Origin of the sequence: Mycolicibacterium xanthum, from assembly GCF_019710635.1 — a bacterium.
GTDB classification, from domain to species: domain Bacteria; phylum Actinomycetota; class Actinomycetes; order Mycobacteriales; family Mycobacteriaceae; genus Mycobacterium; species Mycobacterium xanthum.
Map to the genome: position 1 here is coordinate 23,080 of NZ_JAIFZS010000056.1, position 16,976 is coordinate 40,055.

Genomic DNA, 16,976 nt, shown 5'->3' on the forward strand with positions numbered 1-16,976 from the left:
GTGGTTCGAGACCGGACTGTAATGACTCGATCGGCCAGGGCGATGAATTCACCGATGACTCGACATGTTCGGTGGAAAGCGGTGCTCGCCGCGGTGGTGCTGTGTGTTGCGCTGGTCCTCGAGGGAGCGGAGGCCGGGGCCGCCCGGGCGGCCCCGGTCAAGGATTTCTCGAAACCCGCCGTGGTCATCCTCGGGTACGGCCTCAACGACAACGGCACGATGCGCATGATCCTGCGTCGCCGGGTCCTCACCGGCCTGGCCGTGGCCCAGTTCTTCCCGCAGTCCCCGATCATCGTCACCGGCGGGAATCCCCGCAACGGCAACACCGAGGCCGGACAGATGCGCAAGATGCTGTTGCTGCTGGGCTTCCCGGATCAGCGGATCATCGTCGAGGACAGGGCCAACAGCACCGTGCAGAACGCCCAGTTATCGGTGCCGCTGGCACGCGCTGCGGGCACGTCCGGCATCATCCTGGTCACGTCGTCCACCCATCAGGACCGTGCCGACGGCAATTTCGCCGACGCCGGCGGGAATGTGCTGGCGACGGTGAGCTATCCGGACGGCGATCCGTCGGTCAACGTCGCCCAGTTCGCGCGCGATGCCATGAGCCCGTTCGTCGCGATCGGCTGAGGGTTAGCGTCTGGGTGTGGACGCGAACCTCGATCGTCGCCATCGTTGGGGGTTGGGCGCTTTCCTCGTCGTGGAGTCGGTCTACCTGCTGTTGGCGTTGGCGCTGGCGTATGCGTTCGCCGGGCGGGCGGTCGAGCGGGTGCTGGCCGTGGTGCTCGGCACCGCAGGGCCGACGGTCGTCGCAGCCCTGGTCGCAGTGCTGATCACCACCCTGCGCGGAAACGGGCCCACCGTCGACCTTTCCCTGCGGTGGTCCTGGCGGGCGGCCGGGGTGGGCCTGCTGTTCGGCATCGGCGGATTGTTCGTCACGATTCCGGCTGCCGCGCTGTGGGTCTCGGTGGTCGGTGAGGATGCCAACTCCGCCGCGGGCGAGGTGTTCGGCGACATCCGCAGCACCTGGGCGTGGGCGATCGTGGTCTTCCTCGTGGTGGTGGTCGTGGCCCCGATCTGCGAGGAGATCGTCTACCGGGGGCTGCTCTGGGGTGCGGTGGATCAGCGATGGGGACGTTGGGTCGCGCTGATCGTCACCACGGTGGTCTTTTCCGTGGCACACCTGGAGTGGACCCGGATCCCGCTGCTGCTGGTGGTGGCGATCCCGATCGGGCTGGCCCGGCTGCTCACCGCGAATCTGCCCGCCAGCATGATCGCGCACATGGTGACCAACCTGCTGCCGGGCCTCGTGCTGATGTTCACCGTGGCCGGGGCGGTGCCGGCGTGACCGACCCCGGTCAGCCGAAAAGGCCGTCCAAATACGCTGCGCGGCAGGCCTGTCGGGCCAGTTTGCCGCTGGTGGTCCGTGGGATCGCGCCCGCGGGCACGATCCGCACGTCGCCCACGGATACGTCGTGCTGCTCGCGTACCGCCTCGGTGATCGCGTCGACGGCGGGCGCCGGGTCGGCCCGGGCGGTGCCGGCCGCGCGTTCGGCCACGATCACCAGCCGGTCGCGATCGTCGGTGAATGCCGCGACATAGCCCCGTCGAACGACCGGCGACGCCGCGGCGGTGGTGGCTTCGATGTCCCGGGGATAGTGGGTTCGTCCGTCGACGGTCACCATGTCGGCCCGACGCCCGGTCACGAACAGCTCACCGTCGAGATAGAACCCGAGATCCCCCGAGCGCAACCACGTCCTGTCGGTGCGGGCGCCCGAAACATGGCTGCCGGCCGGCAGGAGCGAGCGGATCCGCCCCCCGAAGGTCCGCTCGGTGTCGGTCGGCCGACCCCAGTAGCCCTGGCCGATGTTGTCGCCCTGCAACCAGATCTCACCGACCCGTGCGTCGGGCAGCTCGGCTGCGGTCACCGGATCGACGATCGCACAGAACAGGCTGCGTGCGATGTGACCGCACGACACATGGGTGACCGCGGCCGGGTCGTCGGCAGCCACCCGCACCGCCTGTCCCGCCGCCAGCTCGTGGCGATCCAGGTGTACCGCGTTGGGCTCGGCGCCGGGATCGACGGTGGAAACGAACAGCGTGGCCTCGGCCAGCCCGTAGGATGGCTTGAACGCGGTGCGCGGCAGGCCGAACGGGGCGAATGCTTTCGTGAAGGTGTCGATCGCGCCGATGCTGACCGGCTCGGAGCCGATGATCATCGCGACATTGGCCAGGTCGATTCCGGACTGCGCCTCGGGCACCCCGCGCTGTGCCGCCCATTCGTAGGCGAAGTTCGGGGCGGCGGTCACCACCCGGCCGGTGCTCGACCCGGCGGAGAGGGCCTCGATCCAGCGCAGCGGCCTGCGGATGAAAGCGGCCGGCGACATCAGCGTCGAGTGACCGCCGTAGACGGCGGGGAAGCCGATCATCGACAGACCCATGTCGTGGTAGAGCGGTAGCCAGCTGACCCCGTGGGTGTTTCGGTCCAGCAGGTCGATCGACAGGATCATCTGCAGCAGGTTGGTCCCGACGGCGCGATGGGTGATCGCCACGCCCACCGGCGGTCGGGTCGCTCCCCCGGTGTACTGGAGATGCGAGATGTCGTCCATGCCGATGCGGGTCGGGATGAAGTCCTCGGCCGCGGTGTCCGCGACGTCGTCGATGACCAGGACCGCCGGCCTGCGCGGCGCCGCGAGGCCATCGAGGAACGACTCGATCCCGGGCCGGGCCGCGGCCGTGGTGAGCACGGCCGCGGGCTCGGAGTCGCGCAGCGCGGTGTCGAGCCGTTCGGCATGCCCGGGCAGTTCCGGGGCGAACAGCGGAACCGCGATGGCGCCGGCGTTGATCGCCGCGAAGAACCCCGAGATGTACTCCAGCCCCTGCGGAGCCAGGATCGCGACCCGGTCACCGCGCGCGGCGACGCGCTGCACGTGGGCGCCGATCGCGCGCATCCGCTCGCCGAGCCGGTTCCAGGTCATCTCGGAAACGTGGTGGCCCCCGCTGAAATCCAGGTACCGGTAGGCGACGGTGTCCCCCACACTGGCGATGGCGCGGCCGATCAGCGAGATCAGCGTGACCCCGGCCGGAAGCGCGATGCCGCCGTCGGGATCGAGGCAGTCCTCGATCTGCAGGAGCCCGTCGCCGGCGGCGACGTCCCGATTGCCCCCGCGCACCATGGCTTGAGTCTAGGCGGGGCGGTTCCGGGTGATTTGGGCGTGAATCGGGTCAGGCGATGATGCGCACCAGGAAGGGAGTCATGTCGTTGGTGCGGACCGGCGAGACCGCCACTCCCTTGTCCGTGGTCTCCACCATCTGGCCGTTGCCGATGAACAGCGCGACGCTCTGGGTGCCCTCGGGCCCGTAGAAGATCAGGTCGCCCGGCAGCGCCTGGGCCGGCAGTACCTTCTGCCCGACCTTGTACTGCTCACCCGAGGACCGCGGGAGCTTGACCCCGACCCCGGCGTAGGCGTAGACGGTCAGCCCCGAGGCGTCGAAGCCGACGACCTCGACCCGGGGCGCCGGTGCCGGTGCCGGTACCGACACGTCGGGGGTCACGCTGGGCAGGTTCAGCCCCGGCGTCATGTCCAGTGCGGCGGCGTCGCTCTCCGCCTGATCGGGCACGGGCGCAGCTACGGTGCCCTTGCTGGGCCCCGAGGCACCGCCGCCGCCGTAGGCGAACGGCACACCCCGCTGCGACATCGCCCGGGCGATCACGATCTCGACCGCCTTCTGATTGGTCGCCGACCGTGTGGAGTCGGCCGTCGCAAGCCCTGACGTGGGCGCCAGCAGCGCAAGAGCCGTGACGAGGACACCCATGACGAGCACACCGAGGCGTCGCATTGGACTTCACCGCTTTCCAGACACCGGCGCACCGGCGCCGGACTCATTGATTAACAACAGTCACTATGACCACTTCTACACCACCGGAAGGGGTGTGCAGACGTCGTCGCAGGACGCCGAATCAAGGAGATGCGGTACTGGGATCGAACGGTGACCTACGCCCGCCCGGAACCCTCTAGGGTGCCTGTCGGGTCAGGAGCCGAGCGCGGCCAACGCCGCGTCGTAGTCCGGTTCCTGACCGATCTCGGGCACCAGTTCGGTATAGGTGACCGTGCCGTCGGCCCCGACCACCACGACCGCGCGGGCGAGCAGCCCCGCCATCGGTCCGTCGACGATGGTGACCCCGTAGTCGTCGCCGAAGCCGTCCCGGAACGCCGACGCCGAGCTCACGTTCTCGATGCCCTCCGCGCCGCAGAATCGCTTCTGCGCGAACGGCAGGTCCTTGGAGACGCACAGCACCGACACACCGCTTTCGGCGGCCCGCGCGTTGAAGGTCCGCACACTGGCCGCGCACACCGGGGTGTCGATCGACGGGAAGATGTTGAGCACCAGCGCCTTGTCGCGGAACTGACCGTCGGTCACGGTGCCGAGATCGGTGCCGGTCAGAGTGAAGCCGGGTGCGGGCGAGCCGACGGCGGGCAGTTCTCCGACGGTGTTGATCGGGTTTCCACGCAGCGTTATCTGTGCCATGCCGACAGTCTGCCAAGTGCGCGATCCGGCGTCGCGCGGGGGTGTCGCGACGCCGCGGCGGTCAGGGCCGAGCCGGACCGTACCGCTTCGCCACCTCCTCCGACCCCGGCCAGCCCGAGTATGTCGGCCGCTGCGGCCACCCTTCGGGCGAGTCCTGCCAGACCTCCTGCCTGCCCCACGGCAGGATGTCGATCAGACCGAAGGTGTGGCCGAGTTGCTCGGTGCCGCGCCCGTTGGTGTGCCAGGTGCGGTAGACGGTGTCGCCCACCCGCAGGAACACGTTGACCCCGAACCCGGTACCGGGCGCGGCATCGACATCGGCGGCGAACGGGCTCTCCGACGACGAATACCAGTCCATCGTGTTGCCGACCTTGTCCCGGTAGGCCAGCGCCTCGTCGATCGGCCCCGCGGTGACGATCACGAACCGGGCGTCGTAGCTCGCCAGGAAGTCCAGCCGGGTGAACTGCGAGGTGAAGCCGGTGCAGCCGGGGCACTGCCACTCCGCGCCGTCGGACCACATGTGGTTGTAGACGATCAGCTGGGATGCTCCGGCGAAGATGTCGGCGAGCCGGATCGGGCCGTCGGCGCCGATCAGCGTGTAGTCCGGCATCTCGACCATCGGCAGCCGGCGGCGCGCCGCGGCGATCGCGTCGAGCTCCCGGGTCGCGGCCTTCTCCCGGGCGCGTAGTTCGTCGAGTTCTGCGCGCCACGTTGCGGCGTCGACGACGGGCGGCACTGCGGTGGGTTGGCTCATCGAGGTCACCTTTCCGGGAAGGCTCGGCGGTCGGTACGGATATCGACCGACCGGGTGCCCGATAGTCATCGCTGTCAGGATGGTCGGCATGCCCCCGACGAACTCCGTACCTCCGCGCATCGGCACCGGCGAGCCCGGATCGTGGTCGATGCGGTTGTGGGCCGAGATCCGGGCCACCTACGACGCGATCATCGCGCACCCGTTCGTCACCGGGCTGTCCGACGGCAGACTGGACCCGGAGGCCTTCGCCCAGTATGTGGCCCAGGACGTCCACTACCTGCGCGCCTACGCCCGCGCGCTGGCGCTCGTCGGGGCCAAGGCGCCCACCCTGGGCGACACCGCGATGTTCGCACGACACGCCGCCGAGGTCTTCGACGTCGAACTCGCCCTGCACGGTGAGCTGCTCCCCGCGCTGGGGCTTTCCGCGGAGGACGTCGACGCCTTCCCCGTCACACCGACGACCCAGGCCTACAACAGCTATCTGCTGGCCACCTCGCACGGCGGCACCTTCGCCGACGGGCTGGCCGCGGTCCTGCCGTGCTACTGGATCTACGCCGAGGTGGGCGCGGAACTGCTGCAACGGGGTTCGGTCGATCTTCGCTACCAGCGCTGGATCGACAGCTACGGCGGCGACGACTTCGCCGCCACGGTCACCGAGGTGCTGATGCTGGCCGACCGCGTCGGGCCCACGCTGACGCCCGAGCAGGAGGTGACCGCCCGCGCGCATTTCGCCACCACGGCGCGCTACGAGTGGCTGTTCTTCGACGCCGCCTACCGGCGCGAGGCCTGGCCGCTGTAGCCGGGCCCGCCCCGTCGGCACCGAGCGGCCTTCGCGCACCCCGCCTATCCTCGGAGTCCGTGGGTGGCTCAGCACTTGGCGACTACCTCAGGTTGCGGCGCGGGCTGGTGAGGCCCGCCGACGTCGGCCTGGTCGCCGGTCCGCGGCGCAGGGTGAGCGGTTTGCGGCGCGAGGAGATCGCGGCGCTGATCGGCGTCAGCGCCGACTACTACCTGCGACTGGAGCAGGGTCGTGTCAGCGACCCTTCCCCCCAGGTGCTGGATTCGCTGTCCAAGGCGCTGCGGCTGGACGACTCGGGGACCGCGCACCTGCATCACCTGGCCGGCGCCGCTCCCCCGGCGGACCTCCAGGTCGCCGACGACCTGGTGACACTGGTCGACCAGCTCGCGGTGCCCGCGCTGGTGGTGAATCGGTACCTGGACTGCCTGACCTCCAACGCCGCGGCGCGGGCGTTGTCGAAGAACTTCACCCCGGGCGGCAACCTGGTCCGCGGGCTGTTCCTGGACCCGACCGAACGTGATCTTCATCTCGACTGGGAGACCACCAGTGTCGGCATCGTCGGCGGGCTGCGCCAGATCGCCGCCGTCAGCCCGGCGAATCCCCGGCTGGCCGGGTTGGTCGACGAGCTGTGCCGGCGCAGCCCGCCGTTTCGCGCGTTGTGGTCCCGGTCCGACATCGCCGAGATGCCGCCCGGCGCCGCCCACATGTACCACCCGGCGGTCGGTGAGTTGCACCTGCAGCGCAGGCGCTTCGACATCCCGGACTCCGACGGCCAGTATCTGCTGGTCTTCCACGCCGTCCCGGGCACCGAATGGGCACAGCGGCTGGCCGCTCTGCAGGACCGGGGCCCGGCCCAGCGCTGAACCGGGCGCGGGCCCGCCGCACTGGCTATGCTGGCGGCTTCCTCTGCAGAAGAGGAGATGCCGAGGAGGAACGATGCCCGCCGAAGCGGCCGCGCCACCACCCGCCAAGACCTCGGGCGGACATATCAGGCTGACCTCGCACAGCGGCGGCAGCGACGCTCCCGGCCTGCACTGGGGAGCCGCGACGGCGGCCGAGCGGGGCCCGGTGGTGGGCACCACCTCCACCCGGTCGCACCGCAACGTCATCGGGACCCACAGCGGCGCCTACGGCGTCTACCGCGCGCTGGCGGTGGCAGCGGGCGCGCTGTCGCGCGAACACCGCGCCGACCTGACCAACACCACGCCGACCGACGTCATCGGACCGTATCCGCAGTGGGCCGACCCCGCGAGGATCGTCAGCCTCGATCCGTGGGGCGCGATGGTCGCCGACGTGTTCGCCGACCGGCTCGCCGCGGGCACCGACATCCGGCCCACCATCGCGGTGACCAAGGCCCAGGTCATTCTTCCCGAGTTCGCCGACGCGATCGCCAGGGGTCGGCTGATCCCGGACGGGCGCGTGCTGCTCGACGCCGGGGCCGCCCAGGTCACCAAGGCGGCCATCGAGCCCGTCTGGCATCTGCCCGGGGTGGCCGAGCGCTTCGGCTGCAGCGAAACCGACCTGCGCAGAGCACTTTTCGAGGAGACCGGCGGCATGTACCCGGAGTTGGTCACCCGCTCGGACCTCGAGGTGTTCCTGCCCCCGATCGGCGGGCAGACCATCTACATCTTCGGCGCTCCCCGCGACCTCGCCGACCCTTCGGTCGAGCTGACCGCGCGGGTGCACGACGAGTGCAACGGCTCGGACGTCTTCGGTTCCGACATCTGCACCTGCCGGCCGTATCTGACCCACGCGATCGAGGAGTGCATCCAGGGTGCGCAACGCGGTGGTGTCGGTCTGGTCGCCTACTCGCGCAAGGAGGGTCGAGCGCTCGGCGAGGTGACCAAGTTCCTGGTGTACAACGCCCGTAAGCGTCAGGCCGGCGGCGACACCGCCGACCAGTACTTCGCCCGCACCGAGTGCGTCGCGGGAGTCCAGGACATGCGCTTCCAGGAACTGATGCCCGACGTGCTGCACTGGCTCGGCATCCGCCGGATCCACCGGCTGGTGTCGATGAGCAACATGAAGTACGACGCGATCACCGGCTCGGGGATCGAGGTCGGCGAACGCGTGTCCATCCCCGACGAGCTGGTCCCCGCCGACGCGCAGGTGGAGATCGACGCCAAGACGGCCGCCGGCTACTACACACCCGGGGCGGTGCCCGATGCCGAGGAGCTGAAGAAGGCCAAGGGCAGGGGGCTGCACGGATGACGTTGCCGTCCGGAGCCGTCGACGCGGGCGCCGATCCCCGGGCCGCCGACCCGGCCGCGGCGGTGGCGCTGCTCTCGACCACCGGCGCGGTGCGCCGGCGGGCGTCACAGCTGCTCACCCGGGCGGCAGCCGGCGAGTCCCGGTGGTTCAGCGTGCACGACGACGGATTGCAGGCCGCCGCCGACCAGGTCGCTGCGGTCACCAAGGCGAGGTTCCCCGACCTCGACATCCGCTATCACAGCCGATGGCGCCACTTCGAGGCCGGCGGCGTGGACCGGCGCGCCGAACTCGAGGCCCGGCTGGCGGCCGCCGGGCCGCGCGAGCGGGCCCGGGCGATGATCGACCTGACCGTCATCAGCGTCCTGCTCGACGCCGGCGCGGGTGCGCACTGGGGTTTCGTCGAGGACCACGGCGGCTCGACCGCCCGGTTCACCCGGTCCGAGGGCCTGGCGGTCGCCAGCTTCCACGGCTTCGTCGCAGGCGCCTTCTCCAGCGACTCGGCGCACCCCCTGCAGGTGGACGCGGCGGCGTTGCGCACGTTGACCGAGGGCCGGGTGGCTGCCGTGCTGCAGGTGACACCGCAGAACCCACTGGTCGGCCTGGCCGGGCGCGTGCAGCTGCTGCGCCGCCTCGGCGCCGCACTGTCCGCGCATCCCGAGGTGTACGGAGGCTCGGGGCGCCCCGGCGGCCTGTTCGACGCGCTGGTGCCGGCCGGGGGATCCGAGGGTGCCGTCGACGCCCACGACATCCTCGCCCACCTGCTGGCGACGCTGTCGCCGATCTGGTTGTCCGACAACGCCATCGACGGTCGCCCGCTCGGCGACTGCTGGCGTCACGACGCGGTCACGGGTCCCGGGCTGACCGCGGGCTGGATGCCACTGCACAAGCTGTCGCAGTGGCTGACCTACTCGTTGCTCGAACCGTTCCGGTGGAACGGGGTGCAGGTGTCGGGCGTGGACGCGCTGACCGGGCTGCCCGAATACCGCAACGGCGGCCTGCTGCTCGACAGTGGGGCGCTGCGCCTGCGCGACCCCGGTGACACGGCCCGGACCTGGACACCGGCCGACGAACTGGTGGTGGAGTGGCGCGCGCTGACCGTGGCGCTGCTCGACGAGCTGGCCCCCCTGGTGCGCGCCCGGCTCGGGCCCGGGGCCGCCGCATTGCCGCTGGCCTGCGTGCTGGAGGGCGGGACCTGGGAGGCGGGCCGCGCGTCGGCGCGCCGGCTGCGCGACGGGTTGCCCCCGCTGTCGATCGTCAGCGACGGCACGGTCTTCTAGGACGGCTTTCAGGACGGCTATGACACAGCACATGACACCCGGGACGGCGGTGGGCGGCGTTCATCTCGTCGACCATCCGCTGGTCCAGCACAAGATCACGCTGATGCGTCGGAAGGACGCCTCCACCAACAGTTTCCGACGCCTGGTCCACGAGGTCTCGGCGCTGATGGCCTACGAGGTGCTGCGCGACGTCGGTATGCACGAGGTCGAGGTGCAGACGCCGCTGGAACGCACCACCGGCAACGTCATCGACGGCAAGAAGCTGGTGTTCGCGTCGATCCTGCGGGCCGGGACCGGAATCCTCGACGGCATGCTCGAGGTGGTGCCGTCGGCCCGGGTCGGCCACATCGGCCTGTACCGAGATCCGAAAACGTTTGTCGTCGTGGAGTATTACTTCAAGATGCCCAGCGATCTGCACGAGCGCGACGTGGTGGTGGTGGACCCGATGCTGGCCACCGGGCACTCGGCCATCGCGGCGGTGGACCGGATCCGGGAGTACCGGCCCAAGTCGCTGAAGTTCGTCTGCCTGCTGACCTGCCCGGAGGGGCTGGCCGCGATGGGGCGCGCGCACCCCGACGTGCCGGTCTACACCGCCGCCGTCGACCGTCAGCTCGACGAGCACGGCTACATCCTGCCCGGCCTCGGCGACGTCGGCGACCGCATCTTCGGCACCAAATAATTCCCACCGGAGTGGCACCCAACGGACAGCCACGCGCCGTAGTGTGAGTTATGGCCATCATCGAAGCTGACCTTCAGCCGCAGACGCCGTTCGAACGCGACGTCGTCGAGACGCAACGTTATTTCGACAGCCCTCGCTTCGAGGGCATCATCCGCCTGTACACGGCGCGTCAGGTCGCCGAGCAGCGTGGCACCATTCCGTCGGACTATCCGATCGCCCGGGAAGCCGCCACCGCATTCCATCCGCACCTGCGCGAGCTGTTCGCCAAGAGCAAGAGCATCACCACGTTCGGCCCGTACTCCCCCGGCCAGGCCGTCGTGATGAAGCGGATGGGCATCGAGGGGATCTACCTCGGCGGCTGGGCGACCTCGGCCAAGGGCTCGATCAGCGAGGACCCCGGCCCCGACCTGGCCAGCTATCCGCTGAGCCAGGTTCCCGAGGAGGCCGCGGGGCTGGTGCGTGCGCTGCTGACCGCCGACCGCAACCAGCAGTACCTGCGGCTGAAGATGACCCCCGAACAACAGAGCGCGGCCCCCGAATACGACTACCGCCCGTTCATCATCGCCGACGCCGACACCGGTCACGGCGGTGATCCCCATGTGCGCAACCTGATCCGCCGGTTCGTCGAGGCCGGCGTCCCGGGCTACCACATCGAGGATCAACGCCCCGGCACCAAGAAATGCGGCCACCAGGGCGGCAAGGTGCTGGTGCCCTCCGACGAGCAGATAAAGCGGCTCAACACCGCCAGGTTCCAGCTCGACATCATGCGGGTGCCCGGCATCATCGTGGCCCGCACCGACGCCGAGGCGGCCAACCTGATCGACGGCCGGTCCGACGAACGCGACCAGCCGTTCCTGCTCGGTGCCACCAACTTGAAGATCCCGCCGTACAAGGCCTGCTTCCTGGCGATGATGCGCCGCTTCCACGATCAGGGCGTGACCGAGCTCAACGGCCATCTGCTCTACGCGCTGCCCGAGGGTGAGTACGCCGCGGCCGAGGCCTGGCTGGACCGGCAGGGTCTGCTGGAGCTGATCGACCGGACCGCCGCGGGCTGGCAGGACGGCACCGAATCCTCGGTCGACGCGGCCTTCGACAAGGTGGAGTCCAGGTTCGTCGACCTCTGGCAGGACGACGCCGGTCTGGACACCTACGGCGGCGCGGTCGCCGATCTGCTCGGATTCCGTGAGCGCGAGGGCGAGCCGTCGGCGATGAGCGTGGCCGAATGGAAGACGTTCGCCGAGCGCGCGCCGCTGTACACGGCCCGGGCGAGGGCCAAGGAACTGGGCGCCGACGTGGCGTGGGACTGCGAGCGGGCCAAGACGCCCGAGGGGTACTACCAGGTTCGCGGCGGCATTCCGTACGCGATCGCCAAGTCCCTGGCCGCCGCCCCGTTCGCGGATCTGCTCTGGATGGAGACCAAGACCGCCGACCTGGCCGACGCCAAGCAGTTCGCCGACGCGGTGCACGCCGTCTACCCGGACAAGATGCTCGCCTACAACCTCTCGCCGTCGTTCAACTGGGACACCACCGGGATGACCGACGAGGAGATGCGGGCCTTCCCCGAGGAACTCGGCAAGATGGGCTTCGTCTTCAACTTCATCACCTACGGCGGTCACCAGGTGGACGGCGTCGCGTCCGAGGAGTTCGCCACCTCGCTGCGTCAGGAGGGGATGCTGGCGCTGGCCCGGCTGCAGCGCAAGATGCGACTGGTGGAATCCCCGTACCGCACCCCGCAGACCCTGGTCGGCGGTCCGCGCAGCGACGCCGCGCTGGCCGCGTCATCGGGGCGCACCGCCACCACCAAATCGATGGGCAAGGGATCCACCCAGCACCAGCACCTGGTGCAGACCGAGGTGCCCAAGAAGCTGCTGGAGGACTGGCTGGCGCTGTGGAGCGAGCACTACGAGATCCCGGAGCGGCTGCGGGTGCAGCTGCGCCCCCGGCGGGCCGGCTCCGACGTACTCGACCTCGGCATCTACGGCGACGGCGAGGAGCCGCTGGCCAACGCCGTGGTCGACCCGATCAAGGACCGGCACGGCCGCAGCATCCTGACCGTGCGCGACCAGAACACCTTCGCCCCGCAGCTGCGGCAGAAGCGGCTGATGGACCTGATCCATCTCTGGCTGATCCACCGCTTCAAGGCCGAGATCGTCTACTACGTGACGCCCACCGAGGACAACATCTATCAAACCGACAAGATGAAGGCGCACGGCATCTTCAGCGACGTCTACCAGGAGGTCGGCGAGATCATCGTCGCCGACGTGAACCAGGAGCGGATCGACGAGCTACTGGCGCCCGACCGTGCGGCGCTTACGCGGCTGATCAAGAAGGAAGACTAGGACGGGGCGCGGCGCGGCACGTTCAACGGGCCGCGGCCGCGCGCCGGAGCAACTCGCGCCAACGCGCGACGGTCGCGGGATCCTGGACGGCGAACCGCCGCAGCCGGGCCGGATCGGGCGCGGCGGGCATCGGTGCCGCGGGCAGGAAGCCGTCGACGGGTAGCAGCGACCGGGCGGCGGAGACGACGTCGGCGTCGGCCAGCCAGTCGGGCACCGGACCACAGCCGAACCGCAGGGTGGGCAGCGCCGCGGCGAGGGCCACATCGGCGGCCAGCCCGATGCTGGTGGCGCCGGTGAAAGTGACCAGCGACGGCAGACCGATCCGCTCCGCCCGGCGTAGCGCCCGGCGTACTCCCCCGAGCGCGCCACAGCGCAGCACGGCGACGTCGGCGCAATCCGGGTCGGTGGCCAGCAGCGCGGCATCCGCGGCGATCGGCACCCCGACGCGTCGCCGGACCGCCTTGACGTCCCCGGCCCGTCCGGTCAGCTCGACCAGCTCGACCGCCGCGGGATCCAACCGTCCGATCGCGGCGACGGCGGTGTCGACGTCACCGACGTCGACGACCGGCCGCCGGCCGCCGTCGCCGACCGGGACCCGGCCGCGCACCGCGTCCGGCCAGCCGACGGTGCTCGGCTCCATCGCCGCGGTGAGCCACCGTGCGGCCAGTGCGTCGTCGGCGTCGGGGGGCGGGCTGAACTCGCCCCAGCCCTGGGGGCCCTCCACGAGCACGCCCTCCCGAACGCCTCGTGCGGTCGGTATGGCGAAGACCGGGGCGTCGTCGAAGTCGATGAGTGTTCTCACTGACCGACAACGGTATCGGAGGGGCGTCGGAGGTATCTCGACCGTCTACCCTGTACGCCGTGCCCGATGCCCCGTTCCTGCTGTTGTCGATCCGTGGCGAGGACGAAGCCGCCGACGATGAGTACCAGGCCATGATGCGGTTCGCCGGCCTCGACGAGGGCGGTATGCACCGGATCCGGTTGACCCACCGGGCGTTGGGGGACGTCGACCTGACGCGGTGGTCGGGCATCGTCCTGGGCGGCGGCCCGTACAACGTCAGTGACGAACAGGACGCGAAGTCCGCCATCCAGCGTCGCGTCGAGTCGGAGCTGGCGGAACTGCTCGCCGCGGTGATCGAACGCGACTTCCCGTTCCTCGGATGTTGTTACGGCGTAGGAACTCTCGGCAGCGCAGTGGGGGCGGTGGTGGACCGGGCCCACAGCGAGCCGGTCGGTGCGGTCATGGTGGAGCTCACCGCCGAGGGGCGCAGTGATCCACTGTTCGCGGGACTGCCGGACACGTTCGACGCGTTCGGCGGCCACAAGGAGGCCGCGTCGTGGCTGCCCCCGAGCGCCGTCCGGCTGGCCACCTCACCGGCCTGCCCCGTGCAGGCCTTTCGGGTCGGCGCCAACGTGTATGCCACCCAGTTCCACCCCGAACTCGACGTCAACGGCATCTGCACCCGAATCGACGTCTACAAGAACCACGGGTACTTCGCCCCCGAGACCGCCGAATCACTCAAAGAGGATGCGCGGCAACGGGACGTGACACATCCGACGGCGATCATGCGCACGTTCGCGCAACGCTACACCCGCCCGCGGTAGCCGGGCTCAGCTGGCGCGGGCGGCCGGGTCCGGCGCGATCTCGTCCTTCAGCGGAGCCAGTTTCGCGCCGATCGCATCGATCGTCGCGTCGGCCACCCCGAGGTCGGAAAGGGTTGCCGCCAAGTGGCCGACTACCAGGTCGAAGTGCGCCGGGGCGATGTCGAAGGGCGCGTGGGCATCGGCCATCGACCGGCCCAGATAGGGTTCGGGGCCGCCGATCGCCGCGGCGATGAACGCGCGCTGATGGCCCTTGAGCTGCTTGAGGTCGATGCCGTCGAAGTACGGTGCCAGTTCCGGGTCGGACAGCACGCGGCGGTAGAAGTCGTCGACGGCCGCGGTGACTGCCGGCGGGCCGCCGATCTGATCGAAGATGCTCATGGCGCAAGCCTCGGCGACGTTGGTAACGGGCGGCGCCGCGCCGTTTGCCGAACGCGTTAACGTGTGCTCACCGGCGGCAGCTGCGCGCGGTGAGTTCTTCGTTCAGGGGGTCGGCTTGGTAACGGAACGATTCTGGGTGTTTTGAGCGGGTCATGCCGGAGTGCGTAGGGTCGGCGGCCTTCTCGGCGAAGTTCGGCATCGCTGTCGAAGGAGTAGGTGCCGTAGAAGTTGATGTGGTCGTGTTGCGCGGGGGTCAGGTGCGCGGCCAGTTCGTCAGTGGCCGGTAGGGCCTCGCGGCGAAGCGCGTCAAGTGCGTCTGCGAGGTAGGTGGTGGTCCAGAGCACGCAGGCGTTGGTGATCAGGGTCAGGCATTGGGCTTGGTCAACCTGGTCATCGAGGTGGCGACGGTGGACATGGCCTTGATGTGCGAAGAACAGGTTCCGGCGCAATGCGTGCAGGCTCTCGCCTTTGTTGAGCAGCCGGCGTACCCGCCGACGGAGTTCTTCGTCGGCGACGTAGCGGCAGATGTATAGGGTGCGAACGAGGCGTCCATACTCGTGTAACGCCTTGGCGAGGCTGCTTCGTCGGCTGCTGGCAGGCAGTTTGGCAATGAGCAGGCTGGCGGTGGTGTGCCCAAACTTCATGGAAGCGACCAGCCGGAGCAAGTCATTCCAGTGCTCGGTGACGAGTTGGGTTTGGATCGGTTGGCCCGGTAGCGGTCCCGCGCGTGGATACCGGGTCCGCCGGGTGGCGGCCGGGCCGAGTCGGTAGAGCTGTAGTCGGCCGATGTCGCGGATGCGTGGGGAGAACTGCGGCCCGGCGAGGTTGAAGATCGCGAACGTGGCGAGGGTCTGACCGGCCTCGCTGCGGGATTCGCCGCCCGCAGCGTCTCGCACATCACCGGCGACGCAGCCGGCTACTTTGGGCTACCCCTGGAGCGCACGGTGATCGTTGGGTACTACAGGTTGCAGGTGTAGGCGCCGCGCTACCGATTGGTCGTGCTACGGGCACATGAAGGCCAGCGGCGGACATTCGCTTTGCTGAATGCCCTCGACCAGCCAGTACGGCGTCGGCGCACCGTAGCGCATGGACAAGTAGTGCCAGTCATGGCACACGTTCATATCCCAGGTGATCGGATTGTCCGTCTGCGGGATCTCATCCCCGGGACACCAGGTGTGGTTGCCCCACACATCATCTGCGCTGGCGGTACCGATATCAACGCCCAGAGCGAATGTCGCGCCGATGCCGGCCATAAAGGCCACGGACATCGCCCGACGGACTGCTAGAGGAGTCTTCATTCCGGAATTATTCCACCGCCCGGGCGTCGCTGTCCGCGGTCTGGCAAACATCACGAAAAGTGCCCGCGAAACACCCTCGGTGCACCACGTAAGAATGCCCGCGAAACGGTGACCGTCATCAGGCATGGGAAGTGGGCTGTCGATGTCGTCTCGTGCCGAGATCACCGCGAAGTTCGCCAAGGCGTATGTGAAGTCGTCCAAGGCGGACAAGGGCCGGATTCCGGATCGGGTGCTGCAGGTGACCGGCTGGTCGCGTGACAATGCCCGCCGGCGGTTGACGGCCGCGGCCCAGCCGCCGGGAGCGGGCCGGCAGATCGCCAAGTCACCTCGCCGACAACGCAACCCGAAGTACTCCTACGACGCGTTGAAGGTGCGCAGAAGGTCTGGGCGACCTGGGGTGGACAGTGCGGCCGCTACCTGGCCGCGTCGATGGCCCTGCAACTGGACGCACTGGAGCGCCACGGTGAACTGGTGTTTGGCCGGGACCGTTACAGCCCCGAGGTGCGCACCGAGTTATTGACGATGGAGCAGTGCCACCATCGACTGCTACCTGAGGTCGGCAAAGGCCCGCGACCAGATCAAAGGGATATCGACGACCACGCCCTCCCCGTTGCTGCGGTCCTCGATCAAAGTCCGCAAGGCAACCGATGAGGTCGAGGACTCACCGGGGTTCTTCGAAGGCGACACCGTCGCGCACTGCGGACCCACCCTCAGAGGCGAGTTCGCTCGGACGGTCAACCTCACCGACATGCGCATCGGCTGGGTCTTCACCCGCAGCGTGCGCAACAACGCCCACACCCACATCCTCGGCGTCCTCAAGGCTGGAATTGACGAATTACCCTACGAGGTAACCGGTTTGGACTTCGACAACGGCACCGAGTTTCTCAACAAGGCTGTCATCAAGTGGGCGGCGGGCCATCGACCGAACCCGCCCGCCTACACGGCTACCTCAAGGACATTCCACCCACGGAGTTCGAGGCCGCGTTCTACGATGCTCAACGGAGCGACCAACCCGTGGTCGGAATCCAACATTCCGAGCCTCCGGCAGAACCAGGGCGATTCAGTCACCAAAACACCCGGAATCGTTCCGTTACTTAAGCCGACCC

18 protein-coding genes and 1 pseudogene are annotated in these 16,976 nt (G+C 69.2%); 11 read left to right on the forward strand and 8 right to left on the reverse strand.

Going from position 1 to position 16,976, the window contains the following annotated elements:
- The first annotated feature begins 54 nt into the window (after positions 1-54).
- A complete protein-coding gene (locus JDV09_RS20580; RefSeq protein WP_221370990.1) occupies positions 55-630 on the forward strand; it encodes a YdcF family protein in 576 nt (191 codons plus the stop codon).
- 16 nt (positions 631-646) lie between these two features.
- Entirely contained in the window at positions 647-1,348 is a 702-nt protein-coding gene (locus tag JDV09_RS20585) for a CPBP family intramembrane glutamic endopeptidase (RefSeq protein ID WP_308124189.1), read from the forward strand.
- Between the two features lie 10 nt (positions 1,349-1,358).
- On the opposite strand, the gene JDV09_RS20590 is transcribed toward JDV09_RS20585, so the two are convergent.
- From JDV09_RS20590 to JDV09_RS20605, 4 genes are all read right to left on the reverse strand, one after another.
- A complete protein-coding gene (locus JDV09_RS20590) occupies positions 1,359-3,176 on the reverse strand; it encodes a fatty acyl-AMP ligase (protein ID WP_221370991.1) in 1,818 nt (605 codons plus the stop codon).
- A 49-nt stretch (positions 3,177-3,225) separates the two neighbouring features.
- Positions 3,226-3,840 carry an NlpC/P60 family peptidoglycan-binding protein RipD gene (gene ripD, locus JDV09_RS20595; protein ID WP_221370992.1) on the reverse strand — a complete coding sequence of 205 codons (615 nt, stop codon included), beginning with the start codon at positions 3,838-3,840 and terminating at the stop codon, positions 3,226-3,228.
- Positions 3,841-4,032: 192 nt separating this feature from the next.
- Positions 4,033-4,530 carry a thiol peroxidase gene (gene tpx / locus JDV09_RS20600; protein ID WP_221370993.1) on the reverse strand — a complete coding sequence of 166 codons (498 nt, stop codon included), beginning with the start codon at positions 4,528-4,530 and terminating at the stop codon, positions 4,033-4,035.
- A 61-nt stretch (positions 4,531-4,591) separates the two neighbouring features.
- The gene (locus JDV09_RS20605) at positions 4,592-5,284 is read right to left on the reverse strand and encodes a DUF899 domain-containing protein (protein WP_221370994.1); all 693 of its coding nucleotides are present in this window, start codon (positions 5,282-5,284) and stop codon (positions 4,592-4,594) included.
- Between the two features lie 88 nt (positions 5,285-5,372).
- Here JDV09_RS20605 and tenA point away from each other — a divergent pair, with 88 nt between their 5' ends.
- The 6 genes from tenA (at position 5,373) to aceA (ending at position 12,589) form a co-directional block, all read left to right on the forward strand.
- Positions 5,373-6,083 (forward strand): thiaminase II, encoded by a 711-nt coding sequence (tenA, locus tag JDV09_RS20610; RefSeq protein WP_221370995.1) that lies wholly within the window; start codon positions 5,373-5,375, stop codon positions 6,081-6,083.
- Between the two features lie 59 nt (positions 6,084-6,142).
- A complete protein-coding gene (locus JDV09_RS20615) occupies positions 6,143-6,946 on the forward strand; it encodes a helix-turn-helix transcriptional regulator (protein ID WP_221370996.1) in 804 nt (267 codons plus the stop codon).
- A gap of 73 nt (positions 6,947-7,019) precedes the next feature.
- Positions 7,020-8,294 (forward strand): GTP cyclohydrolase II, encoded by a 1,275-nt coding sequence (locus JDV09_RS20620; protein ID WP_221370997.1) that lies wholly within the window; start codon positions 7,020-7,022, stop codon positions 8,292-8,294.
- On the forward strand, positions 8,291-9,571 hold the full coding sequence (locus JDV09_RS20625) for a URC4/urg3 family protein (RefSeq protein WP_221370998.1): 1,281 nt from the start codon (positions 8,291-8,293) through the stop codon (positions 9,569-9,571). The genes JDV09_RS20620 and JDV09_RS20625 overlap by 4 nt, the downstream gene beginning before the upstream one ends.
- A gap of 49 nt (positions 9,572-9,620) precedes the next feature.
- Complete coding sequence (gene upp / locus JDV09_RS20630; RefSeq protein ID WP_221371011.1) at positions 9,621-10,250, forward strand: uracil phosphoribosyltransferase; 630 nt, start codon at positions 9,621-9,623, stop codon at positions 10,248-10,250.
- Between the two features lie 50 nt (positions 10,251-10,300).
- Entirely contained in the window at positions 10,301-12,589 is a 2,289-nt protein-coding gene (gene aceA, locus JDV09_RS20635; protein WP_221370999.1) for an isocitrate lyase ICL2, read from the forward strand.
- Positions 12,590-12,611: 22 nt separating this feature from the next.
- Here the strand turns inward: aceA and JDV09_RS20640 are convergent, their stop codons facing one another.
- Complete coding sequence (locus JDV09_RS20640) at positions 12,612-13,391, reverse strand: O-succinylbenzoate-CoA synthase (protein WP_221371000.1); 780 nt, start codon at positions 13,389-13,391, stop codon at positions 12,612-12,614.
- Between the two features lie 59 nt (positions 13,392-13,450).
- On the opposite strand from JDV09_RS20640, the gene JDV09_RS20645 reads away from it, so the two are divergent.
- Positions 13,451-14,194: a glutamine amidotransferase gene (locus JDV09_RS20645; protein WP_221371001.1), complete on the forward strand. Its 744-nt coding sequence runs from the start codon at positions 13,451-13,453 to the stop codon at positions 14,192-14,194.
- Positions 14,195-14,200: 6 nt separating this feature from the next.
- On the opposite strand, the gene JDV09_RS20650 is transcribed toward JDV09_RS20645, so the two are convergent.
- The 3 genes from JDV09_RS20650 to JDV09_RS20660 all read right to left on the reverse strand — a co-directional run bounded on the left by JDV09_RS20650 (position 14,201) and on the right by JDV09_RS20660 (position 16,071).
- Entirely contained in the window at positions 14,201-14,572 is a 372-nt protein-coding gene (locus tag JDV09_RS20650; protein ID WP_221371002.1) for a group I truncated hemoglobin, read from the reverse strand.
- Between the two features lie 56 nt (positions 14,573-14,628).
- Positions 14,629-15,468, reverse strand: coding sequence for a Tn3 family transposase (locus JDV09_RS20655; protein WP_221371003.1), 840 nt, complete (start codon positions 15,466-15,468; stop codon positions 14,629-14,631).
- 105 nt (positions 15,469-15,573) lie between these two features.
- A complete protein-coding gene (locus JDV09_RS20660; protein WP_221371012.1) occupies positions 15,574-16,071 on the reverse strand; it encodes a hypothetical protein in 498 nt (165 codons plus the stop codon).
- 228 nt (positions 16,072-16,299) lie between these two features.
- On the opposite strand from JDV09_RS20660, the gene JDV09_RS26990 reads away from it, so the two are divergent.
- Together JDV09_RS26990 and JDV09_RS26995 are read left to right on the forward strand one after the other, a co-directional pair.
- Positions 16,300-16,521 carry a hypothetical protein gene (locus JDV09_RS26990; protein ID WP_255605727.1) on the forward strand — a complete coding sequence of 74 codons (222 nt, stop codon included), beginning with the start codon at positions 16,300-16,302 and terminating at the stop codon, positions 16,519-16,521.
- Positions 16,522-16,618: 97 nt separating this feature from the next.
- A pseudogene (locus tag JDV09_RS26995) lies at positions 16,619-16,976 on the forward strand (hypothetical protein); the annotation flags it as partial.